At 40.6% G+C, this 24,392-nt stretch carries 23 protein-coding genes; 13 read left to right on the plus strand and 10 right to left on the minus strand.

What is annotated here, in order from left to right; translation table 11 throughout:
- Window positions 1-324: 324 nt before the first annotated feature.
- Complete coding sequence (locus PGLA_RS09570) at window positions 325-1,716, minus strand: aldehyde dehydrogenase (RefSeq protein WP_068531990.1); 1,392 nt, start codon at window positions 1,714-1,716, stop codon at window positions 325-327.
- 156 nt (window positions 1,717-1,872) lie between these two features.
- Here PGLA_RS09570 and PGLA_RS09575 point away from each other — a divergent pair, with 156 nt between their 5' ends.
- Window positions 1,873-2,505: a phosphatase PAP2 family protein gene (locus PGLA_RS09575; protein ID WP_245699786.1), complete on the plus strand. Its 633-nt coding sequence runs from the start codon at window positions 1,873-1,875 to the stop codon at window positions 2,503-2,505.
- Window positions 2,506-2,682: 177 nt separating this feature from the next.
- Entirely contained in the window at window positions 2,683-3,498 is an 816-nt protein-coding gene (locus PGLA_RS09580; protein WP_068531994.1) for a PPK2 family polyphosphate kinase, read from the plus strand.
- Between the two features lie 57 nt (window positions 3,499-3,555).
- Here the strand turns inward: PGLA_RS09580 and PGLA_RS09585 are convergent, their stop codons facing one another.
- From PGLA_RS09585 to PGLA_RS09610, 6 genes are read right to left on the minus strand one after another with little or no spacing between them, the layout of a single operon-like run.
- Window positions 3,556-4,701: a YheC/YheD family endospore coat-associated protein gene (locus PGLA_RS09585; RefSeq protein WP_068531996.1), complete on the minus strand. Its 1,146-nt coding sequence runs from the start codon at window positions 4,699-4,701 to the stop codon at window positions 3,556-3,558.
- Window positions 4,683-5,207, minus strand: coding sequence for a GNAT family N-acetyltransferase (locus PGLA_RS09590; RefSeq protein WP_068531997.1), 525 nt, complete (start codon window positions 5,205-5,207; stop codon window positions 4,683-4,685). Before PGLA_RS09590 ends, PGLA_RS09585 begins: the two co-directional genes overlap by 19 nt.
- 15 nt (window positions 5,208-5,222) lie before the next feature.
- Window positions 5,223-6,338: a YheC/YheD family endospore coat-associated protein gene (locus PGLA_RS09595; protein ID WP_068531999.1), complete on the minus strand. Its 1,116-nt coding sequence runs from the start codon at window positions 6,336-6,338 to the stop codon at window positions 5,223-5,225.
- The gene (locus PGLA_RS09600; RefSeq protein ID WP_068532001.1) at window positions 6,335-7,711 is read right to left on the minus strand and encodes a YheC/YheD family endospore coat-associated protein; all 1,377 of its coding nucleotides are present in this window, start codon (window positions 7,709-7,711) and stop codon (window positions 6,335-6,337) included. Before PGLA_RS09600 ends, PGLA_RS09595 begins: the two co-directional genes overlap by 4 nt.
- Complete coding sequence (locus PGLA_RS09605; protein WP_068532002.1) at window positions 7,708-8,832, minus strand: YheC/YheD family endospore coat-associated protein; 1,125 nt, start codon at window positions 8,830-8,832, stop codon at window positions 7,708-7,710. Before PGLA_RS09605 ends, PGLA_RS09600 begins: the two co-directional genes overlap by 4 nt.
- Before the next feature lie 13 nt (window positions 8,833-8,845).
- Complete coding sequence (locus PGLA_RS09610; protein ID WP_068532004.1) at window positions 8,846-10,213, minus strand: YheC/YheD family endospore coat-associated protein; 1,368 nt, start codon at window positions 10,211-10,213, stop codon at window positions 8,846-8,848.
- A 147-nt stretch (window positions 10,214-10,360) separates the two neighbouring features.
- On the opposite strand from PGLA_RS09610, the gene PGLA_RS09615 reads away from it, so the two are divergent.
- The 3 genes from PGLA_RS09615 (at window position 10,361) to PGLA_RS09625 (ending at window position 12,822) form a co-directional block, all read left to right on the plus strand.
- The gene (locus PGLA_RS09615) at window positions 10,361-10,708 is read left to right on the plus strand and encodes a YlbF/YmcA family competence regulator (RefSeq protein WP_068532006.1); all 348 of its coding nucleotides are present in this window, start codon (window positions 10,361-10,363) and stop codon (window positions 10,706-10,708) included.
- Window positions 10,709-10,996: 288 nt separating this feature from the next.
- A complete protein-coding gene (locus PGLA_RS09620) occupies window positions 10,997-11,281 on the plus strand; it encodes a hypothetical protein (protein ID WP_068532008.1) in 285 nt (94 codons plus the stop codon).
- A gap of 206 nt (window positions 11,282-11,487) precedes the next feature.
- The gene (locus PGLA_RS09625; RefSeq protein WP_068532010.1) at window positions 11,488-12,822 is read left to right on the plus strand and encodes a DRTGG domain-containing protein; all 1,335 of its coding nucleotides are present in this window, start codon (window positions 11,488-11,490) and stop codon (window positions 12,820-12,822) included.
- A gap of 29 nt (window positions 12,823-12,851) precedes the next feature.
- On the opposite strand, the gene PGLA_RS09630 is transcribed toward PGLA_RS09625, so the two are convergent.
- From PGLA_RS09630 to PGLA_RS09640, 3 genes are all read right to left on the minus strand, one after another.
- Entirely contained in the window at window positions 12,852-13,169 is a 318-nt protein-coding gene (locus PGLA_RS09630; protein ID WP_068532011.1) for a YtpI family protein, read from the minus strand.
- Between the two features lie 61 nt (window positions 13,170-13,230).
- Window positions 13,231-13,719 carry a sporulation membrane protein YtrI gene (locus tag PGLA_RS09635; protein WP_068532013.1) on the minus strand — a complete coding sequence of 163 codons (489 nt, stop codon included), beginning with the start codon at window positions 13,717-13,719 and terminating at the stop codon, window positions 13,231-13,233.
- A 2-nt stretch (window positions 13,720-13,721) separates the two neighbouring features.
- Window positions 13,722-14,048 (minus strand): YtrH family sporulation protein, encoded by a 327-nt coding sequence (locus tag PGLA_RS09640; RefSeq protein WP_068532015.1) that lies wholly within the window; start codon window positions 14,046-14,048, stop codon window positions 13,722-13,724.
- A gap of 178 nt (window positions 14,049-14,226) precedes the next feature.
- Between PGLA_RS09640 and PGLA_RS09645 the strand changes: the two genes are divergently transcribed.
- The 8 genes from PGLA_RS09645 to PGLA_RS09680 all read left to right on the plus strand — a co-directional run bounded on the left by PGLA_RS09645 (window position 14,227) and on the right by PGLA_RS09680 (window position 24,357).
- Window positions 14,227-17,904, plus strand: a complete 3,678-nt coding sequence (locus PGLA_RS09645) for a DNA polymerase III subunit alpha (protein ID WP_068532016.1) — start codon at window positions 14,227-14,229, stop codon at window positions 17,902-17,904.
- Between the two features lie 169 nt (window positions 17,905-18,073).
- Window positions 18,074-18,574, plus strand: a complete 501-nt coding sequence (locus PGLA_RS09650; protein WP_068532017.1) for a phosphatidylglycerophosphatase A family protein — start codon at window positions 18,074-18,076, stop codon at window positions 18,572-18,574.
- A 119-nt stretch (window positions 18,575-18,693) separates the two neighbouring features.
- On the plus strand, window positions 18,694-18,882 hold the full coding sequence (locus PGLA_RS09655; RefSeq protein WP_068532019.1) for a glutamate decarboxylase: 189 nt from the start codon (window positions 18,694-18,696) through the stop codon (window positions 18,880-18,882).
- Between the two features lie 83 nt (window positions 18,883-18,965).
- Window positions 18,966-19,856 carry an acetyl-CoA carboxylase, carboxyltransferase subunit beta gene (gene accD, locus PGLA_RS09660; protein WP_068532021.1) on the plus strand — a complete coding sequence of 297 codons (891 nt, stop codon included), beginning with the start codon at window positions 18,966-18,968 and terminating at the stop codon, window positions 19,854-19,856.
- Window positions 19,857-20,861, plus strand: coding sequence for an acetyl-CoA carboxylase carboxyltransferase subunit alpha (locus PGLA_RS09665; RefSeq protein WP_068532023.1), 1,005 nt, complete (start codon window positions 19,857-19,859; stop codon window positions 20,859-20,861).
- 98 nt (window positions 20,862-20,959) lie between these two features.
- Window positions 20,960-22,393, plus strand: coding sequence for a pyruvate kinase (gene pyk, locus PGLA_RS09670; protein WP_068532025.1), 1,434 nt, complete (start codon window positions 20,960-20,962; stop codon window positions 22,391-22,393).
- Window positions 22,394-22,568: 175 nt separating this feature from the next.
- The gene (locus PGLA_RS09675; RefSeq protein WP_068532028.1) at window positions 22,569-22,961 is read left to right on the plus strand and encodes an FxsA family protein; all 393 of its coding nucleotides are present in this window, start codon (window positions 22,569-22,571) and stop codon (window positions 22,959-22,961) included.
- 283 nt (window positions 22,962-23,244) lie between these two features.
- Complete coding sequence (locus tag PGLA_RS09680) at window positions 23,245-24,357, plus strand: citrate/2-methylcitrate synthase (RefSeq protein WP_068532030.1); 1,113 nt, start codon at window positions 23,245-23,247, stop codon at window positions 24,355-24,357.
- Window positions 24,358-24,392 lie beyond the last annotated feature (35 nt).

Below are 24,392 nucleotides of genomic sequence, written 5' to 3' on the forward strand. Positions count from 1 at the left end.
CAGTAAAATCAATGTTTTGAATATTCGTTTTTTAAGATACTTTTATTATAAACCCAAAATCGAACAAACACATGAACAGGGTATGTATCATGAAATTTGGTTGGTACTTAATGATTAACGGGGTACGTTAGTTCAATAAAACAGCGACAGTCTAATACTTTATTTTCTGCTGACATTAAAATTGAAAGTTTAGAGGTATCTCTTAGAAATGTCTTGTTGCTGAACACTATGTTCCACATGGCGTGGTACGGTACATGAAAAGATAAAAGGGCTTTATCCCTAGGTTTCCTAAGGATAAAGCCCTTTTATCTTTAGCATTATTCACTATTTCAATAATTTTTTGAGGAGTTTAATTTTGTCCCTATAAGGAGGGAAGACGACGTTAATACTTAACTTTGTACTCTTCTTGATAATACTTTTGTTGTGGGAGAAGAGTTCAAAGCTACTTCTTCCATGATATGCGCCTATACCTGAATTTCCTACTCCGCCGAAGGGGAGATGGACACTGGCAGCATGTGAGATGGTATCATTAATACATCCGCCTCCAAAGGAAACACGTCTCAAAACTTCATTCTCAGTATCCTTGTTCTCAGTAAATAAATAGACGGCTAATGGTTTAGGACGACTATAAATGATCTGAATAGCTTCTTCAAGCTCATGGTATTCCATGATAGGTAGAATTGGTCCGAAAATCTCATCTTGCATACAAGCATCAGATGGTGATTTGACAGCTAATAGAGTAGGTTCTATATATAGATCCTCTTTGACTGAGTTACCACCGTATAGAACATTAGCGTTATCTTTTTCTAAAATAGCAGTGAGGCGATCATATTGGCGTTCATTGACGATTCGTCCATAGTCTTGGCTTTCTTTGGCATCTGTTCCGTAAAAACTTATAATGACATCTTTCATGGACTCAATTAGCTCTTGTTTGATATCTGCATGAGCGATGACATAATCAGGGGCTATACACGTCTGTCCTGTATTTAATAATTTTCCCCAAATAATACGTTTGGCTGCTAACTTTATATTGGCTGTTGGATCTACAATAACGGGACTTTTCCCTCCCAATTCAAGCGTGACAGGAACGAGATTCATAGCGGCAGCCTCCATTACTATTTTCCCTACAGGTACGCTTCCCGTAAAAAAGATATAATCAAAGGGTGCATGAATCAAAGTCGATGTTGTCTCCCGTTCCCCTTCTATTACTCGAATGTAGGATTCGTCGAATGTTTCTTTTATGATGGTAGTAAGGATAGCCGATACGTTAGGTGTATTCTCAGAAGGTTTGAGTATAGCGCAATTGCCAGCAGCGATGGCGCCGACGAGTGGCTCAATGACTAATTGGAAAGGATAGTTAAAGGGACCTACAATTAATACGGTTCCATAGGGCTCCTTTAGAATAAAGCTTTTGGACGGATATTGGTGAATGGGTGTTTTTACCTTTCGTGGCTTTATCCATTGTTTCAAATGTTTCATCATATATCCGATGTTATCTAACGTTAGACCAATTTCCGTAGCGTAGGCTTCAAATTCACTCTTACCTAAATCTTGATATAGAGCTGACATAATCTGTTGTTCATTGCGCTTTATGGCCTCTTTTAACTTAGTTAATTGTTGTATCCGAAATTGAAGGTCATATGTTCGACCGCTGAAAAAGTAATGATGGTGTTCTTGTAATATTTCCTCCATACGATGGGTTGTTAAATGTTCCATAGACGGGACGCCTCCTGTTTAAACCTATGTTTGAATAGTACTATTTACTTTGGTGTAAGTCCATAATGCAGCTTCTTAGAAGTTATATGTATGTTAAGATAATAAAAACATGAAGGGTAGACATTACTTATGAATAATAGGAAGCTTGAATTTTCAATGACTTTAATGGTCTGCGTCATATGTGCTATCGGGTTTGGTCTCATTGCTGTACTTGTTGGGAACGCTAAAATTCAGAATTTTGATCATACTATTATTTCTGTGATCCAGGGTATCGAGGCGCCTCGATTGACTACAATCATGAAATTTTTCACGATGATTGGTAATGGGATTCCCATAGCCATTATTACGTTCGTGGTTATGATTGTACTTTACACATTTCTGGGTCACCGTAGAGAACTCATTTTTCTAGTGTGTGTAGTCATTGGTTCTGCACTGTTGAATACGTTACTGAAGTTAATATTTCAACGTGCTCGACCAGACATTAACCGCATTGCGGAAGCTCATGGTTACAGTTTCCCAAGTGGACACTCTATGGCTGCATTTACACTGTATGGCGTTATTGCCTTTTTAGTGTGGAAACATGTTCCAACGACAATTGGACGTGTCACAATCATCATTCTGAGTTCCCTATTTATTACATTCATTGGTGTAAGTCGTATTTATTTAGGTGTTCATTATCCAAGTGATATCCTAGGGGGATATCTGATGAGTGCCTGTTGGCTGACAGGTTCGATTTGGGTCTATCAACGATATTTAGAACGTTCGGAACGTACAAGGTCTACTCACTGATGAGTAGGCTTTTTTAAATTTGGAGGAGAGATTTATATCATTTGTTAATAATAGGTAAATAATCTATGATTAGAATACATGATAGTCTTAGCATACTGCACGAATTCAATATAACGAAGCTATTAATGGGTTCACACTCAAAGAGTCCAAATTTGTTATTTATGGAGGATGTAAAAGATGCCCAAATCATTTGCACTACCTGTAAAGAAGAAGGTGGATCTTACCGCCATTGATCCTAGTGATACGGGGGGGATTCTGAGTAAAGAGGAAATCATAGAGGAAACTTTGAAGTTAAAAGAAGAGTTTCAAGAGTTACAGGAAATGCTCGTTGCCGGTAAGAAACAGGCGGTTTTGTTTGTATTTCAAGGGATGGACTGTAGTGGAAAGGATGGCGTTATCAAGCACGTCTTTTCGGGACTTAATCCACAAGGGGTATCCTCTTATAGTTTCAAAACACCGACAGAAGAAGAGAGTCTGCATGATTTCCTATGGCGAGCCCATACAAGAACACCTGCACTTGGCCACATAACTACGTTTAATCGGTCTTATTATGAGGATGTCCTCATCACAAGGGTACACGATTTGATAACAGACAAAGTAGCAAAGAGAAGATTTAAACACATCAATCATTTTGAGGAGCTTTTGAACGAAAATCATACTTTGGTCGTTAAAATTTTCTTGCACATATCGAAGGAATTTCAAATGAAGAAATTAAAGAGTCGCATCGAAGATCCAAGTAAGAACTGGAAGCTGGATCCTAATGATATTGAGGAGCGTAAATCTTGGAAACAACATCGCAAACACTATGAGGAAGTTTTAGAGAAATGTAGTAGTGCCTCTCCTTGGTATATTGTACCTTCGGATCATCGGTGGTATCGTGATTTTGTTGTATTAAGTATTGCTGTAGAATCTTTGAGAAGCTTGAAGTTGAAGGAACCAGATCCGAATCCAGAATTGATTAGGTTTCTGGAACAGATTGCGAAAGAAGATTGAATTTGATTAATTGTAAATAGTAGAAGAGGGACTCGATTTCTGTCGAGTCCCTCTTTGTTAGGATAATTCCTCTTCGTGTACTTCTGATACTTCTGCTTTGATAAGAACCTCTTTTTGTCTATATAACCACAAGGCATATTCTAAAGGTTTGATTATAGATTGACGATAGATGTCTTTTTGCCCACTTCTTGCGAACACTTCTCTAGCGGGTTTAGGGTTAACTTCCAGAAGGAAGACGTCACCCTTCTTATTGATAGCTAAGTCAAGGGCAAGTTCACATAAGGCACCATAGGTTTGTTCTAGATATTTAGCCGTTTCTAGTCCAAGAATTTCTGATTTCTTCTTCACTTGCTCTTGTATTTCTCGGTCTTTTATCCATTGAGTTAACAACGTATCCATAGTTATGGCTTGACCGCCCCCGTGGAGATTAGATGTGATACTTCGAGAGGCACCTACTCTGCCCACCATACCGGTCAGCTCCCACTGTCCCTCCCGATTTTTCTGCACCAACATGCGATAGTCATGTACACGTCCATTGGGTAATTGAACGGGAATCCCTTCTTGGGCAATATAACTGTCTTTCATATCCCAAGTTTGCAGAATAGATCCAAGACGTGCTGCATGTATTTTCTGTGGTGTGATGATTTTGCGTTGTTGATTGCGCCCTTGAATATAATAATGATTCGGATTCTTTAATCTTTCGATCCGAAGAATTCCACGTCCCCCAGTTCCATTAATGGGCTTGAGGTATACGACGGACCTTTTTTTTAGCATATGTTCAACATCGGAAATACGGGTAACTAATTTCGTCTCAGGTAAGTGTATTCGGAAGTTTTCTTTTTTGGAGAGAACCTCGTGAATGATCCATTTATTACGGAGTGGGCGATTAAGAAAAAGGTGATGTCCATAGTTTTTCCGAAATGTTAGAAGCTGTTTAAATCGGTAACCTTTTTGTATGCGACAGCGGTCAAAGATCATATTCGGGAAATCACGAACTCTTCGACTCCACTTACGCTGTGTTGGATCATATTCCATAGCATTGATGTTCTTCTTCGAAGCGTTAACATCCATAGGAGTAAAGACAAAGATGTCAAGTCCTAGTTTGTTCCCTTCGGTGATCATGTTCTGGTAAACGTTTCGTTCTTCGAGTTGTTTTTGCTCATTGAGATAGAGAGTCAAGATCCCTAAGACGGGACGTGGCATATCGATTCACCTTCTTCTAGAATGGAAGTCGTTGGCGTATAGTTATTTCGGATTTCTCCATGTAATTTAAGACATGGTTTGCCGGTTGGTCCGATATGGAGTGAGCCAGCTGTAAGTCCAGCATTGAAGCACATTTGAAGACTTTGTATATTGTCCAACGCAACATTACAGCTTATTTCGCCTAATTTGGTGAGTTGGGAAGACATGAGGGAAGTCCCAACATGTCTTCCGCGGTAGAAAGGATGCACAACGATTAAACAGGCATCTTCACCATGCCCAGAAATGAAACTTACTCCAGCCAGCGCAGGTCCACGATCCCCTCGGACCGTTGCTATTAGAAATGATACATCTGAGCGTAATAAATCTGTATAAGTTAATTCAACAAAGTGACGAAAGCCCTCCGTTGTAATTCGTTTCCCGCTATATTTCTTTACGAAAAGAATACTTTGATCGTGCTGTTTCTGCCATTCGGGCTTGGAAAGGGTATCAAAGGATGAAATTTGCATCCTATACTCACCTCCTTAATTATACTGCTTGTTCTTACGAGCTAGGAATTGGCTATATTCAAATATCCGCTCTAACGATTTTTTTCGAATAGGTGCTTCATCAAACTTCATTGGCCGTGAATTAGCTTCAAAAAACCACAGTTTACCTAAAGCGTCAATTCCGAGATCCATGGACATTTCACCTAACGTGAAACCAGAGCCTTTCTCAATCTGACGTGCAATAATTAAGGCAGTGGTTCTTATTCGACTCATCATGCTTGAGGACATATCAGTTCCAAAGAGTGTTGAGAGTAGTTTAGAGGGACTTTCAATCGTTCCTCCACGTGGTACATGTGTTGTTATGCTTTTTAAGCCAGCCATTCGAGCACCTACACCCGTGACTCCCCAATGCCCTTTTGCGTTTTTTTGAACTAGAATTCGTAGATCGAAGGGACGATGATCCACCGTTGCGAGCGCAATCCCCTGTTGAATAATATAGGGGGAATGACCGGTTTCCTTCTTGAGACGAACCCAAAGTCTTCTCAGACTAGTGGATTTATAAGTGATACTTGATCTATTATTTTGAATCTTTAGTCTATAGGGTATGATTTTATTTTTTTTGTATTTCAACATCATGATGCCTTTGCCCGCTTTTCCGCTTTCTGGTTTCAAATAAAGGTAGGGATGTTTATCAAGAAGACTTGCGAGTGAGATAACTCCATCCATACGCTTCGTTTGAGGTACCAAATAATCCGTGGATTTGGAAACCTTGAGCCATTCGAAAAGATGCCATTTATTAAAAAAATAAGGGTTATAGAACTGGATGTCTGGATGCTGTAAACACGTCGATATTTTACGATGAACCCAAGGTTTTTCTTCGTCTTCGCGAAGAGGAATTCGATTGTAGATGACCTGTGGTAGTGGGAATTGATATGCTTCCCAGTCATTATTGCTATTTAGTGTATATCCTTTGACCGTAGGGGAATTAAATTTCAAATCACGGAGAGTGACCACATAAACAGGAAAGCCCATGTTTTTACCTGTTCGGACAATATCCACAAAATTATCACGGTTGCCTCGGAAACCATTTGTGGAGTCCATTGTCAATATAGCAACAACCGGTTTGATTTCCTCAGAACCCCGGCCGTTCACTGGTTGGTCCTCCTACGGAACTTGCTTAGATATAAGCAATGTTCAAGAATATGTTCTATCGAGGCTTTTCCTTCATTCTTGAGGGATGGATGGTTGAATATCGTTCTTCCAGGTTTGGCATTAGCTTCGAACATCCAAATCTTCTCGTCTTGGTCAATGCCTAGATCGAATCCGATCTCACCGAGCAAATGGGGGTGATGGAATTCGATGGCTTCGGCAAGAGAAATAGCAACATGTTTGGCTTGCTTGAGCACTTCGTCGGAACGTGTACCAAAGCTACGACTAAGTGCCTGTTCTGGGGTCATGAGAGAGCCCCCATTCTTTAAGTGTGTAGTGACACTCCCACGTCCCGCCTTTTTGGCGCCAATGCCGACGACAACCCATTGATTACTACCGTTCTTATGCATGTGGAAGCGGAAATCAATCGGACAATTGTCAATTTCAATCAACCGGATTCCTTGTTGAATGACATATCCATTTAGTGTTCGACCGTGTTTTGTATTTAGCATACGCATGAGACTTTTGAAATTATTAAAGCGAAGAAGGACATTCTCTTTGCTCTTGCGATAACGCGCGAAATAGCCACGTTTAGGTAAATAAGTCATACGATAGATCCCTTTTCCCAGACTTCCACCTGAAGGTTTGTAATATACAAATTGATGTCGTTCAAGCATGTCATTTAGTACCTCTGTGGTTGGATTCATATGGGATTCAGGAACGTAACGATTGACACTGTTATCATTCTCAATAAGTTTATAGATATCTGATTTGTTGAAAAAACTCCAGTTGAAGAAAGGGATCTTTCTGCGGCCGAAACGTTCTCTTAATTGATTTATAGATGTAGAAGTTTCTTCTTTACGACTCGGGAGTCTGTTGTATACTACATCCGGTAGAGGAACCGTTTTACGGGTGAAGGTACCACTTTCAGTTAGGAAATGTCCCCGGACGGTTTCTTGTTGCCAATTGACATCCTTGGGTGAAAATGCAAAAATGTAAGCTTTCTTACTACCTTCTTTAAGGAGTTGTTTAATAAAGCCTGTTCTCGAACTGAAAGGTTGTGTGGGAGAGTTTGTTGGTCCATCAGATAAGATACCAATCAGAGGTCCAATTTGAAATTCATTCTCCTGAAGATTACGGAGATATACACCTCCTGATTTGGGGACGTTGATGGTATTTCGGATTCCTGAACTTAAATAGAGATGGCTCCCCGTTTTGTTGATTGATTTGATGCTTGCAGGAACGACATCATTCCCAAAGCGTAGGTGTATATTTTTTTTTCCTGACAGTTTGAGGTTTTTCATTAGTGTATTTGAAATATAGGCGACTTTCTCGGGTTGTTGCGAAAAATGAACATTGCAAAAAGTCAAACTCATGAATTTACCCTCCTAGGTTGTCGAAGCAATAAATAACGAGCGTAGCGGAGTGGATTCTCTGCTGCAAGAACTGCGCTTGTCGGGTCCTCGATATGATTGAAGGAGCTGCGACCCGGTTTGGAATTCACCTCGAGTAGCCAAATATCCCCTTGCGTATCGATACCATAATCGATTCCTAGCTCACCCAGCCGACCGAAGTGGCTCTCCAGTATCGGTGGAATATCCTTCGACAGGTTATGAAGAACAGCCATAATATGTTCAGCTTGAGTAGCTCCGAATTCCCGAATCAAGAATGGTAGAACCGAAGTTGCTGTTCCTCCGCCGTGCAAATTGGAGGTAGTTCCTCCTATATAACCTTTTCGTACTGCCATTCCTGTGAGCATCCAGCGTCCCTCACCGTTTTTTTGCATGAGTACACGTATATCAAAGGGATGTTCTTTCTTGTCATATAAATGTAAATAGGGCTGGATGATAAATGGACGATGGTGAATAAATTGATGAATCCAGGCTAAACCTTCAGAACGTGTGTCGAAAATTTGGCTGAATGGGTTGTTGTGGTAATCCCGACCTTTAATTGTTAATCGCTCAGAGGCGGCTGGCATCTGTACGTGAAGAGTTGATTTCCCTTGCGAACCTGCTTGGGGTTTAAGAAATACCTGCTTTTGATAAGTGAGTAAGCTCTTGATTAGAGATTCAATACCTAAATAGGGAGCAGTTGGTGGAAGATAGGTTTTCAGGGAAAGCTCATGTTTTAACTTGTTGTATACTTTCCATTTCCCTGGTAATCCCCTTGCCCATATCATCCAGGGTTTCTGTTCCTTAGAAGAAGTAAGTAGCTTAGATGCGGCTTTACGTTCTCTTCCTTTCAGGTAGAAACAGCGATCGTAGATAATATCAGGCATTGGAACGAGTCTTTCCTTCCAGCCATCCGTTTCGAAGACGTAACCATTAACAACATGAGGAGCATGTTGAGTTCCCTGAGGACATAGAACCACGACAGAAATCCCGTATTTGGAACCCGCTTGACTCAATGTTCGGCAATAATGATGCTCCGAGAACGGAGGAGTTCCTGGTCTGGTACTACATAGAATACCGAGTGAGCCGATTGGATGAGGAGTCATGCTGAACCGCCCCTTAAAAGCCAGACAAAAAGCAACAATAATGAACAATTTGACTGACGGATGGTCTTATTTTTTGCTCATTGAGTGGTGTGTTGTCATTCTTGGATGGTTTTGAGTTTACTTCGAGCATCCAAATCCGTCCTGCATTATCCATAGCGAGGTCGATCCCAAGCTCACCGAAATGGGATGGGATAGCATTATCAAGACCTTTAGCGATTTGCATAGAGGCCAATTTGAGATTGGCGTGAGCATTATTTTTAGAGGATAATGGCATGTTACTCTTGAAGACAGCATCCTTCACATTACTAAGGCTACCACCACGAGCCAGATTGGATACGAAGTGATTCCCCCCGGCTATACGAGCCACAATGGATGTTACACTCCAGTGTCCGGAGGCATTTTTTTGTACTAATGCACGAAAATCTACAGGGTGTTTCCCATGATCGATAAGCGTTAATCCTTGTTGGATTTGATAACGTGTACTTTTCATTTTTCCTGAAATATTAGTGAATAACTTGGGAAGAGTGGCATATATTTTCTTTTGTGTTCCGCCCATCGTGGTGGATAATGTATGGAAGGTACCATCTGATTGCTTAGAGATACGGATAATCCCTTTACCAAGGCTGCCTCGAATGGGTTTTAGGAATACAACAGAATGCGTGGTACACATCTTCTTTAGAATCGCATAACCATTCAATAAGTGAGACTCCGGCATGTAACGCTGGAGATGTGCCTCTTTTTTTAATGCATCGAACACTTCAGTTTTGTCGAGAAACTTTTCATTGAAAATGTGAGTCCCATGCAAGGATTTTACTTCCTTCATAAAATGCTGTACGCTTGGATTATTCTCCATTTTTCGCGATGTCAAACGATTATTTATGACATCTGCGATCGGCATTTGAGTCAGGCGCCAGCCTCCATCATAGATCCAGCCTTGAATCGTACTGGTACTTGATGTGATATGTTTTGGGGTGAAAAAGTAAACATGCGCCCCTTGCTTTTGGCAGGCATTGACAAGTTCACGACAGAACATTGAGATGGAACCAAACGGATTGTCAGGCACGTTAGGATGATCACGGCTGATCATGATGCCAATTAGAGGACCTAATCGCAGCGTCTTGCTTCCAGCGTGATAATGGATTTTTAATTCCGGGCGAGAGGGCAGCCCCATTTGCTTTGATAACGCTGCACTGATTCGCAGACCGCTATACTTGGGTACCGGTATTACGTTGATATCCTGTTTGAAGGAACCAAACGTCAATTGTAGAGGGCGATCCGTGGGTATTTTCCACCGTTTAACGAGTTTCTCACCCAACATAATTGCATTCGCCTGCACAATGCCCGGTTTGAATAGTTGGACCGATATCTTTTTTTTGGACATCGTGGATCTCCTTCCAACAACAACTTGATGTCTTGAGTCATATTTGGACTGTGCATATTGCATGTAATTCATCATATGAGGACATATATCCCTTGGTGATTGACCATTTTTCAGAATTGGAGAGTAATTTTAAAGGAGGAAACAACAATGAACATTTATGACAAAACACACGAATTAGCGAAAGCTCTCAAAGAAAGTGAAGAGGTACTAGAGATCAACGCGGCTATGAGTTTAATTGACAAGGACCCTGAGGGAAAGAAAATGTTGGAAGACTTCCGTCAGCGTCAAATGGATCTTCAGCAACAAATGATGACAGGAGATATGCCTTCACCTGAAGAAATGGAGAAAATGGAGAAGCTGTTTGAAGTTCTCAGCCTAAATCTAAATATCCGTCGTTTGTTCGATGCAGAGCGTAGACTAAGTATCATCATTGAAGATGTAAATAAAATAATCTCAGAGAGCCTTCAGCATTTATATGGTGGTTCAAATATCTAATTAGTATTTTTAAAAATATAAGAAAGTATAAGTTTCACTGGATAGAATGAACTAAAGTTTGCTCTGCCAAGTTCAATCCTTTCTAAGGAGAATCATGAATATGAGGGTTCGTCTTTAGTTCAATCTATATTGATACTCTACTTCTTATATTTCCGAAGAGACGGATATCCTTCCTTAAGGGATGGTGTATCCGTTTCTTTTTGCAACTCTCGTATTTTGTTCTCATATTTCATCTGCAATCTTCATAGAATAGAAATATAGATTCGAATTGAAGGAGTTGCTTATGAGATGAGAAAGAGAACAAAATTCAAGCATTTTATGTTTATGTTAATTGCATTAGGGATGTTAATTTATGCGATACCTAGTATTTCTTTTAATAATGGGAATGGCTGGGTGTCGTTGTTCAGTGTTGTATGGGTTGCATTCTCTTTGCTAGTCATTGCCGCCCATTGGCATGTTATTCTGGGTGTAGATGAAGAGAAGAAGAAGGCACTTGAGCGTGTGAGACTGCTTAAGCTTCAACAGTGGCAATTGACATTGTCGGAAGAGTCGGAAAGAAGCAATGGTATGTAGGATTGTCTTGTTAGGATTACAATAGTATTTATCTAAAAAGCTTTGAGATTCTTCAAATGAATCTAAGAGCTTTTTTTTGATGAAAGAAACGTCTATTTAACCCTCTCAGAGCGTGGTAACAGAGTAGTTAAAAAGTAGTATATTAAGAAAAATCCGTGATATAATAGGTACAGTGTAGTACAGATTTGAGTGCGGAGGTGTAACAGTTGGAGAATAGAGATGACACAGTCACGAAACACGAGCATTTGCTCCAATATATAGAGGGATTAAAAGTGGGAACGAAGATATCTGTGCGTAAGCTAGCTAAGGAAATGGGGGTTAGTGAGGGAACGGCCTATCGTGCAGTGAAGGAAGCTGAGAATTTAAGGATTGTCATCACCAAGGAACGAATTGGAACAATTCGAATAGAGAAGAAACCACGGAACATTTCTGACCAGCTAACGTTCTCTGACGTCGTAGATATCGTGGAGGGTCACGTCTTAGGAGGAGCTGAGGGGCTTCACAAGAATCTCCACAAGTATGTGATTGGTGCGATGAAAATTGATGCCATGGCGAGATATATTGATGCAGGTAGTTTGCTCATCGTGGGTAATCGGGATGATGCTCATTCTTTGGCTTTAGAACATGGTGCAGGTGTACTTATTACCGGTGGGTTTGGTATTAGCCTTGATGTTAAGAATTTAGCAGATCAACGTAACCTACCTATCTTTTCTTCACGTCATGATACATTTACAGTTGCTTCGATGATCAATCGGGCGATTTTTGATCGATTAATTAAGAAGAAGATTATGATTGTTGAGGATATTGTAGCAACGAAACCGAAGTTTAACTCTCTCAAAATAACGAGTACTGCACAGGAATGTAGAGAACTTGCAGAGCAATCTGGAGAACCAAGATATGCTGTCACGGATGAATGGAATCGGGTGATAGGTATCGTTAATATAAAAGATATGGTGGGTCTACCTGACGATCAGAGTATAGAGAAAGTGCTTATTCGTAATCCGATTACGACGAGCTTACAGACATCTCTTGCATCCGCAGCTCAACACATGATGTGGGAGGGGATTGATTTCCTACCTATCGTGGATCGCAATCGTAAACTGATCGCAACAGTGAATCGCAAAGAAGTACTGCAAGCCATGAGAGATGCACAGCATCAACCCCAGCTAGGGGAAACGTTCGATCATTTAATATGGAATGGAATTGCTGAGGAGCGGGATCATGAAGGTCGGTTGTTTTTTCATGGTTTTATTACCCCTCAAATGGCGACCGATTTAGGTACAATTTCTGAAGGGGTATTAACTACAGTGATGACCCAAGCTGCGTTTAAATCTACGAAAGATATTTCGGGGAATGATTATGTGTTGGACAATATGTCTACTTATTTCTTACGACCTGTCCAGATTGAAGACCAGATTGTGATTATGCCGAAGCTGTTAGAAATGAGTCGTAGAACTTGTAAAATAGAAATTGAAATGATCCATGAAGACACCTTAGTATCTAAAGCCGTTATGACGTTACAGTCTATTGAACATGGGTAGGTAACAGGGGTTATTCATAAGTTAAGTTACTAATCTTTATGAATTAAGATCTGACTTCTTTGATAGGCGTAATATTTGCGGTTTCGTAGTCCGGCAAATATATTGAATGCACCTAAGACTAAGAATAACGCTTCCACAACGATAGATAGTGTAGATCCACGGAAGATGAACATGAAGACAATGGACATCATCATGAGCATGATGCCCATTAATATATTTGTATTAGCACCATAAAGTCCTCTATCCGTTGGATCGGAAGAACGGTGTGAACGTATGCTGTAGTAGGCAGATGTAATACAAGTTACTACCAATAGTATAAACAAAATGTATTTAATAACAGTAATCATGACCACTTTTCACTCCTTAAACAAATGACAAATTTGCTTGTATTGTATCATGAATGGGTTGTTAACGCACAGAAGGATTCGTAATAGATATCCAAATTTGCAATACACTTTCGGCAACAAGCATCGTTTTGATATGAATGGCATAATTTTTCTCTCGTACCGTATACATCTTACGGTCTAGGAGTGTTCTAGCAATTTTACTATCTGTATCAATTTCATACACACTTCGGCCTCGAAGTACTTCGATATCATCACCCACCTGAACGAGAATTTCCTTTACAATGATGGAATCTAGTGGAGGGTCTTGTTGTTCTGCACGTATTTTAATCTCCTTGATGACGGTTTGCTGATTACTATATTTCTTCAGCGTTTTAATATCATCTTCGAATTGTTTCTTCTGAATTTGTAAATCTTGGTTCTCCTGCCAGAGTTGGTTGTAGCTAGCATGAAATATAGCATTATATAATATGCTTCCTAGAACCATACCTAGTACAAGGATGGAAGTTGTTTTTGAGAATGCGAGAATACGACTGATGGAAGGGATTCGCATGATTATTTCCTACCAGTACATATCCATTTGACTAATTCACTACCCGTATGAGCGCCTAGAAAGGCAAACAAGAGAAATAGAATTTGTTTGATCGCAGGCGATAAATGGCCACCAAAGAAGTTGCTTTCGATGACGCGCATAGGGTCGATGGTTCCACCTACAGCTGCTGCGAGCGCCCAAATCTTAATTCTGTCTGCTATTTCAAGCATAGTTTGTGTGGGTGGCTGCAAGGAAATAACTGCTCCTATACCTCCAACCATCGCACCTCCGAGAACAATACCGAAGGCAATACAGAAATCCAAAATGGCTTTTGATAAGAAAGTACTCATGAATTTATCCCCTTTCTTGAACAATGGTTTGGAATAACGCTTGTCCTGTCCTTTTATTCATATATTAGAGCGGATCATCCTTGCTATAATCCATTCTATGGGCGTTGCCTAAGGTAATATGATAAAATAAGAGAAAGAACTTTTAAAAAAAGAACTTGCGGTGAAAGGGTGGGCGGACATGACTTCATTTGTGCATCTACATGTTCATAGTGAATTTAGCCTCCTGGACGGAGCCGCACGTATAACGGATCTCGTGCAACAGGCTGCGGATTTAGGAATGAAGTCGTTGGCTTTAACTGACCATGGGGTTATGTACGGTGCAGTTCCGTTCTATAAGGCTTGTAAAAATAAAGGTATTAAACCGATTATTGGCTGTGAAGCTTATTTCACTTCAGGGTCACGTAAAGAGAGAGGTAGCCGTAAGGATCAGCCGATCTATCATTTAATTCTGCTAGCGAAGAACGAGGTAGGCTACCGAAATCTGATGAAGCTATGCTCCATTGGACATTTAGAAGGATTTCACTATAAACCAAGAATAGATTTAGAATCACTTCGAACACATAACGAAGGAATTATTTGCCTGAGTGCATGTTTAGGTGGAGAGGTCCCGCAACATATAATACATGGCAGGTATGAAGAGGCACGAAAGGCCGCGCTACGGTTTAAGGATATATTTGGTGATGATTTCTATTTGGAACTACAGGATCACGGAATATCTGAACAGAAACGGGTTAATCCTCAGCTTATGCAACTTAGTGAAGAGACGGGTATTCCTTTAGTAGTGACAAACGATGTTCATTATCTTCAGCGTGAGGATGCTGAGGTACAAGATGTGCTTATCTGTATCGGAACAGGAAAAACGGTGGATGATGAGCAACGGCTGCGTATCCCAACAGACCAGTTATACTTCAAAAGTGGGGAGGAAATGGCTCGCTTATTTCCTCATGTTCAAGAGGCAATTCTCAATACAGTTGTTATCGCAGATAAGTGTCAGCTAGAGCTTGAATTCGATCGTTCAATACTGCCCGAGTACAGCCCTCTTCCTGTTGGGGTGACTTCTGAGCAATATTTACATGCATTATGTTCGGAAGGCTTGGTTGCCAGGTATGAGAAGACAGATAGGTGGCATGATGCGGAAGCAAGGCGCGAGTTAGAAGAACGGCTTTCCTACGAACTTGGGGTTATTGGGAGTATGGGATTTGCTGACTACTTTCTTATCGTGTGGGACTTTATTGCTTACTCTCACAGACAAGGCATTGCAGTAGGACCTGGACGTGGATCATCTGCAGGAAGTATTGTGGCGTACGTATTACAGATTACGAATGTGGACCCTATGAAGTATCATTTGCTCTTTGAGCGATTCTTAAATCCTGAACGGATAACCATGCCAGATATAGATATCGACTTCAGTGATGAACGGCGAGATGAAGTCATTGAATATGTGGTAGATAAGTATGGTCGTGAACATGTTGCACAGATCATAACATTTGGAACGATGGCTGCTCGAGCTGCAGTTAGGGATGTAGGAAGAGCGTTAAATATACCCTTCGGGGATGTGGATAAGACGGCTAAACTTATTCCCAACCAACTAGGTATTCACATTGATCGAGCTATGGAAGTAAGCGAAGATCTCAAGAAATTGTATGATGCTGGCGGTAAAATACGTGAGATGTTGGACATGGCAATGAAGGTTGAAGGAATGCCGCGGCATTCATCCACGCATGCCGCCGGTGTCGTCATCTCCCGCGATCCTTTGACGGATGTTGTTCCTTTGCAAGAGGGTAGTGATAAGACGGCACTCACACAGTATTCAATGGAGCATTTGGAGAGTATCGGTCTGTTAAAGATGGACTTTCTTGGACTTAGAACGCTCTCCATCATAGAGCGGACAATGAATTGGATTGGGGAAATGACAGGGAATATACCTGATTTCGATCTCATTGCGGATAATGATGCAAAGACATACGAAATGCTTGGGCATGGAGATACAACCGGTGTGTTCCAAATGGAGTCAGCAGGTGTGAGACGTGTATTGAAGGATTTGAAGCCTTCAGCGTTCGAGGATGTTATTTCTGTTCTTGCACTTTATCGTCCAGGTCCGATGGAGTTTATCCCTAAATTCATTCAAGCGAAGCACGGATTATTGCAGGTGGAATATCCCCATGAAGATCTGGAACCGATCCTGAAAGATACGTATGGTATTATTGTATATCAAGAACAAATAATGAAGATTGCATCTACAATGGCTGGATTTTCATTAGGAGAGTCGGATCTGTTACGGCGTGCAGTTTCTAAGAAAAAGCGGGAAGTGTTGGACCGCGAAAGAAGTCATTTCGTGGAAGGAAGTTTGAATCAAGAATATACAGAAGAAGAAGCTAATAAAGTCTACGATATGATCGTGAGATTCGCAGATTATGGGTTCCCACGAGCACATGCCACAGCTTATGGCGTACTTGCTTTCCAAACAGCGTATTTAAAGGCACATTATCCTGTACAATTTATGGCTTCTATGTTGACAGCTGTCATGGGGAATCATCGGAAAGTAGCTGAGTACGTGTTAGAGTGCCGTCGGATGATTATAGGCGTATTATCTCCGGATGTTAATGAAAGTGGTGTGCTCTTTACTCCAGTACCCGTACCGACATTGGCACAGGATAAGATTGGTGAAGGGCAGGCAGATTCTGGCCATATCCGATTCGGATTAGGTGCGGTGAAGAATGTAGGAACCCAAGCTGTAGAGAATATTATGTTTATTAGGAAAGACAAGCCATTTGAGAGTCTTCTTGATTTCTGCAGACGTATCGATCTTAGGGTGTGTAACAAAAGAGTGATTGAATCACTTATTCAAGCGGGTGCCTTCGATTCGTTACCTGGACATCGAGCTCAATTGCTAGCGATGTTAGATGAAACGGTTGAAGCTGCATTGAAGTGGCGTAAGGATCGTGATGATTTACAAATTCAAATGTTTGATTTCGTAGAGAGTGCGAATTGGGACATTGCTTATCCAGATATATCGCCGTATACCGTAGGTCAGCAATTAGAATTGGAGCGAGAATTACTCGGATTGTATCTGTCTGGGCATCCACTTGATGATTATGAGAATCTACTTAATCAGACGACAGGCGTTGATCGTCTAATGGATCTCAGTGAACTACCTGATGACACCCTCTCAGTTGTTGTAGGTATGGTTGTTTCAATCAAAACAATTATGACTAAGCAGGGGAAGGCTATGGCCTTCATGGAGTGTGAGGACCAAATAGAGCGCTGTGAAGTGGTCTTATTTCCTGAGGTATGGAAACGTAGCTCTAAATACATTGAGAAAGGTGCATTACTTGCCTTGAGAGCTAAAGTACAGCAACAGGATGAAGGGTTTAAGCTACTGGCGGAGGAAATTGTGCCGTTAGATTCTATAGGGTTGGAACAGTTGGTTAAGCGTAAGAATAATGCTCGAATAGGGAGTGAGAAACCAAGAGTACGAACTTTATCGCAGGCTAGTACTCTTGGAACAACGGCAAGCGTAGCGAAACCGGATAATCTCATGAATAAACCGAATGCTTCACCATCAGAGATCTCATCAGAAGTTCCTAAGGATACTTCCGTTGAGAGAGAGCGCTCGAAGAGCGTAGTCGAGCAGCGTGTGTTCGTAAAGATTAGCACGCAGGCCGAGAATGCTCAGTTGCTAATCGGGTTAAAAGAATTGTTTCAGAAGCATCCAGGATCGGTAGCGACGGTACTTTTCTATGAGCAAAGTCAGAAATTGCTTGCTCTAAGTGATCTTTACCGAATTAAACCTTCTCCAGAGCTGTTTGAAGAGATGGAACAAATGTTAGGTCTGGGTAGCGTACGAATTAAATAAACAGCCTAAGAATCCCGAATCTATGAAATTCTATTGTGTTTAATTGTAAATCACGAACTTTTCGAATGGCTCCTGCATACACTTAGGAACACCTAAGAATTCAACCTTAGCGAACAAGGCCATATGCCCTTGCTAGCACTTAGGTAATAGGTATGCGGGGGGACTAATGATGTCATTTGAAATTGTGAATTCTATACTTGAACGCCGTGGCGTTCGTATTGAAGATATTGCGGAAATCGTCTATGAATTACAATTGCCCTACCATCCTCAATTAATGATGGAAGAATGCGTGGATAGTGTGAAAGCTGTCTTGAATAAGAGAGAAGTTCAGTATGCGTTGTATACAGGTATTGCTCTTGATGAATTAGCGGAACAGAAGTTACTACCACAGCCTTTGCAATCCATCATGGAAGCTGATGAACCTCTCTATGGCGTAGATGAGACGATGGCACTTGGAATAACGAGTGTATATGGGATGATTGGGTTAACAAGTTTCGGATATCTAGATAAGGAAAAGATGGGAATTATCGCGTCATTGAATAATAATACAAGCGCTATCCATGTGTTTCTAGATGACTTGGTTGCAGGCCTAGCCGCAGCTGCTTCAGCAAGAATAGCCCATCGTTACAAGGGAGCAAAGAACTATTCAATTCCACTGGATATAGAATGAGTATAGAACGATCATATCCATTTAAATCCAATACTATTTGTTGCGATTAAAAAGATAATTATGGTATCATGGGTTCATTATATGAGCTCAGAACTTGAGAGTAGGGGGCTTTTTGGAAAGTGTGGACGGTTATTTATATCGCACCTACCGCTAAGGTAGCAGAAATGATTCAGACCAAATTAACAGAAGAAGGTTTTTTGGTTCGAAGCCGTCCTGTCAATTTGTCCAAGCAACAGTATGAAATACAGGTTCCTTCTGGGGAACTAGAAGAAGTTCAAGAAGTACTTAATAGTATTTTACATCCGTAATATTCAATATAATTGCTAGATGGTGTATAATAAAAGTTTGTGGATAGATCGTCCAACAAATTAACGGCTGAAGAGGTGTAGTTGTGTTTAAAGACTTATTTCAAAAGAAGAGAAAATACGCGACCATTCCTTCAGATCGTATGGGACGGGACAACAATCCAGAGGGCGATCGCCCGAGACGGGAAGTTCCAGAAGGCCTTATGAGCAAATGTGCCAAGTGTGGCACTATTCAGTACAGCAAGGAACTGGAGAAGAACCTGAAGGTTTGTACATCTTGTGGTTATCATATACGTCTGAATGCAAATGAACGAATCCAAATAACTTTGGATGAAGAGGGATTTGAAGAGTTCGATAGGGACATGATATCGATAGATCCGCTTCAATTTCCTGGTTATGCTACCAAGCTAGAAGAGCAAGCAATGAAATCAGGTTTAAAAGAAGCGGTTATTACCGGACAAGGTACTCTTTGTGGGAATCCGGTTGTCGTAGCGGTTATGAGTTTTAATTTCTTCAGTGGAAGTATGGGATCTGTCGTTGGGGAGAAAATAACCCGAGCGATTGAGACCGCTATGGAAAGGCAATTGCCTCTCATCATCTTCTCTACCTCAGGTGGTGCAAGAATGCAGGAAAGTATTCTTAGCCTAATGCAGATGGCTAAGACAAGTGCGGCTCTTGCACGGTTTAACGAACAGGGAGGGTTATATATTTCTGTCATTACTGATCCAACAATGGGCGGTGTATCCGCAAGTTTTGCGACACTTGGTGATATAAATATTGCTGAACCTGGTGCTGTATTTGGATTTGCCGGTCGAATTGTTATTGAACAGACGATTCGTCAGAAATTACCGGATGATTTCCAAACGGCAGAATATAATATGGCACATGGACAATTGGACTTAGTGACACACCGCAAAGAGATGCGTGGAATGCTTGCTAAGCTCATAGAATTTCATACAATAAAGGGGGAATTTTAAATGGCAGCTGAATTGCCTTTTGAATTACCTCTTATAGAGATGCGCAAAAAGATCGACGAATTAAAGGTGTTTGGTCAGGAAAAAGGTATTGATTTTACGGATGAAATTTCTAGACTGGAAGAACGTTATAGTAAATTGGAAGAAGAAATTTATTCCAATATTTCAGCGCCTCAGAAAATGCATCTTGCAAGACATCAACAGCGCCCAACATCACTGGATTTAATTCAGCTTATTTTCACTGATTTTGTTGAACTTCATGGTGATCGATTGTTTGGTGATGACCTCGCCGTTGTTGGTGGGATCGCGACCTTAAATGGTGTGCCCGTGACTGTTATAGGACAGCAACGTGGCAAGGATACCAAAGATAATATTGCACGTTTTTTTGGGAGCTCACACCCTGAAGGGTTTAGAAAATCTCTCAGGCTCATGAAACAAGCGGACAAGTTTAAACGTCCGATCATAACTTTTATTGATACTAAGGGAGCTTATCCTGGGAATACTGCAGAAGAGAGAGGTCAATCTGAAGCGATTGCTCGAAATCTACGGGAAATGTCCATTCTTGGCGTACCTGTTGTTTGTGTAGTTATCGGTGAGGGTGGAAGTGGCGGAGCGCTGGGTTTGGCTGTGGGTAACCGTGTCCTTATGTTAGAACATGCCATTTATTCAGTTATTTCTCCGAATGGTGCTGCATCCATTCTGTGGAAAGATGCATCACGTGCTGATCAAGCGGCTGAAGCTATGAAGATTACGGCGCAAGATCTACTTCAATTTGAAGTGATTGAAGAGATCATCCCTGAGCCTCAAGGTGGAGCCCAACGAGATTACGAGTTAACAGCAAGTAATATTAAAGATAGTCTGTGCCGTCACTTGAAAGAGTTGTCTGCAATGGATATGAATGCATTAAAAGAAGATCGTTATTCGAAGTTTAGGAAGATAGGGAAGGTTACTTTTGAACGGTCTTTAGATACTGATTTAGTGGACACCCAATTTATGGGTGATAATTAATATGATAAAGGTCCTATACAAAACCTTCCTCATGTAGTAGATTTAGTTGTTGAAAAGATATGTTAAAGAGAGATCTTTTAAAAACGGAGGAAATCATAATGCGCAAAACTAAAATTGTTTGTACGATTGGTCCAGCAAGTGAATCATTAGAGAATATTAAAAAGTTAATTATGGCGGGAATGAACGTTGCACGATTAAACTTTTCACATGGTGACTTTGATGAACATGGCAATCGAATTAATGTCATTCGCCAAGCCTCACAGGAATTGGGCAAGACTGTTGCCATCCTATTAGATACTAAAGGTCCAGAAATCCGTACAGGTAAGCTCGCAGTTGAGCCAATTGAACTTGTACAAGATGAATACATTACATTGACTACGGAAGAAATTTTGGGAGACAAGAATCGTATCTCCATCACATATGCCGACCTTCCAAGTGATGTTGAACCGGGTTCTACCATCTTGATCGATGATGGTTTGATTGGTTTGACGGTTGTGGAAGTTCAAGGAACAGAAATCAAGTGCCTTATTGTTAATGGAGGTACGATTAAGAGTAAAAAAGGCGTTAACGTGCCAGGTGTTCGTATTTCTCTTCCAGGTATCACAGAGAAAGACGCTAACGATATCATTTTTGGAATCGGACAAGACATCGATTTTATTGCCGCTTCATTCGTTCGTAAAGCGAGTGACGTGCTTGAGATTCGTGAATTGTTAGAGCGTCATAATGCTGGCCATATCAACATCATCTCCAAGATTGAAAACCAAGAAGGCGTTGATAATCTTGATGAAATTCTTGCAGTATCTGATGGATTGATGGTTGCACGTGGAGATCTGGGTACAGAAATTCCTGCAGAAGACGTACCATTGGTACAAAAAATGATGATTGAAAAAGCAAACTGGGCAGGTAAACCTGTCATTACAGCTACGCAGATGTTGGATTCTATGCAACGTAATCCACGTCCAACTCGCGCTGAAGCAAGTGACGTAGCTAATGCTATTTTTGACGGAACAGATGCAATTATGTTGTCTGGTGAAACAGCAGCAGGGAAATATCCAGTTGAATCCGTTCTTACCATGTCACGTATTGCTGAAAAAGCTGAATCGGCTTTGAATTATCGTGAATTATTCTTGAAACAAAGCACAATTCAAGAAACAACAATCACAGAAGCGATTAGCCAAGCGGTTACTATTTCTGCATTGGATTTGAATGCAAAAGCAATTATTTCTTCAACTGAGACTGGTCACACGGCACGTGTCGTTTCTAAATACCGTCCAGAAGCTCCTATTATCGCTGTAACAACAGAAGATCGTACGATGCGTCGTCTGACTCTTACATGGGGAGTAACGCCTGTTAAGGGTAAACTAGCGTCTACAACGGATGAGATGTTTGATTATGCGATACAAGGTGGAATTAATTCTGGGCTTGTTAACGAAGGTGATCTTGTTGTGATCACAGCAGGTGTTCCTTTGGGACGTTCAGGTTCAACTAACCTTATTAAAGTGAGCGTTATTAATAAAGGTAAATTGCTCTAAATTAGTTGTACAGAATGTATGATATAGAGAGTAACGGCCTAAGAAATAAATAGGTCGTTATTTTTTTTTAATTAAAACCCTTATTGGAATGGCCTGAATCGACTAAACTGGAAAATTGCATGTGAGTATACTATGCTTTATAAGTATAGATATGGTCTAAGGGAGGGTTACGGGTATGTGGAAGTGGATTTTAGGTTTAATTATAATTGTTGCAATGATAGAGTTTTACGTATTTGATTTTGTTATAGGTAGATTTGGTGGAATGAATACATTTCTTCTTACATTATTTACTTCTGCCGTAGGTCTCGTGATGATGCGATTTGAAGGACGAAAGGTATTGGAAGATGCTCGTTCACAAATGCAGAATAGACAAATTCCTGGGAGAACTTTAGTTGATGGGTTAAGTATTTTTATTGGGGGACTTTTTTTAGTATTGCCTGGTTTTTTCACGGATGTCGTTGGATTTACAATGATATTTCCGCTGACACGCCCAATCTATCGTCTTTTCATTCTTAGATGGCTAAAGAAAAAGATGAAGAATGGGAATATGACGGTGTACAGAAGATAAAGTAGAAGATTGAAGATAGAAGTAAAGGGGAGACCAATACTAAGCAGCTTGTCTCCTATATTCATAAGAATGAAAAGGCTTCCAAAATAAATTCTTTATGATGCTGATAAAACAATTTAATGCGATAAGTAGCTTTGAAAATGTTCACATATCAGACAAAATCCAGTATGATGTTAGAAGGTTTACTCTGGATGTTAGATTTTTAGTGTTTAAGAATGTAAATGTTTTCATTGATGCGGATAGCCTTCTTAAAAATACGTTTTCACAAAAGGAGAGATGTACGATGACGGCAACCAAAGGATTGGAAGGTATCGTAGCTGCAACTTCATCCATTAGTTCGATCGTGGATGGTGTGCTGACATATCGCGGATATGATATTAATGACTTAGCGTTACATGCTAGTTTTGAAGAAGTCGCTTATTTATTATGGTTCGGTAAGTTACCTAATGTTCAAGAATTATATGACCTGAAGCAAGATTTGGATACTTTTGCACCAATCCCTCAGACATTGATAGAACAGATGAAGTTGTATCCTAAAGATACAAATACGATGGCTGCACTTCGTACTGCTATTTCCGCCCTTGCTTTATATGACGAAGAAGCAGATGATATGAATCGTACGATTAATGAGAAGAAGGCAATAAAGCTTCAGGCGCAATTGCCGACGATTGTAGCTGCTCTCTCCCGTATTCGCCAAGGAAAAGAACCAGTTCAACCTCAAAAGGGACTGTCTATTGCAGAAAATTTTCTGTTTATGTTAAGAGGCGAGCAACCAGATGAGACTTCCATTAAGGCTTTGGATCAAGCGCTTGTGCTTCATGCTGATCACGAATTTAATGCTTCTACGTTTGCAGGTCGTGTAACGGTAGCAACACTCTCTGATATATATTCCGGAGTTACTTCTGCTATCGGAGCCCTAAAGGGACCTCTTCATGGCGGAGCTAATGAAGCAGTGATGAGAATGTTGGAGAAAATTGGTGGGATCGATCAAGTTGAAAGCTATATTCAAGACAAGTTAAACAAACGTGAAATCATTATGGGATTCGGACATCGGGTATATAAGAATGGAGATCCGCGAGCCAAATATCTTCAAACGATGTCACGTGAACTTAGTGAAATGAAAGGCAATTCTGATTTGTATGAAATGTCTGTAAAGATTGAAGAGATGGTAACTGGACAAAAAGGTTTAAAACCAAATGTTGATTTCTATTCTGCTTCGGTATATACACAGCTTGGAATAGAAAGTGAATTGTTTACACCGATCTTTGCGATTAGTCGTGTATCTGGATGGACAGCACACATTCTTGAACAATGGGAATCGAACCGAATCATCCGTCCACGTGCTGAATATATAGGGTTACATGATCAGAAGTATATTTCTATTGAATTGCGTTAAGCTTACAAAATAGATGAACTGACATGGTAGTAACA

This window comes from Paenibacillus glacialis (assembly GCF_001637205.1).
GTDB classification, from domain to species: domain Bacteria; phylum Bacillota; class Bacilli; order Paenibacillales; family Paenibacillaceae; genus Paenibacillus_AQ; species Paenibacillus_AQ glacialis.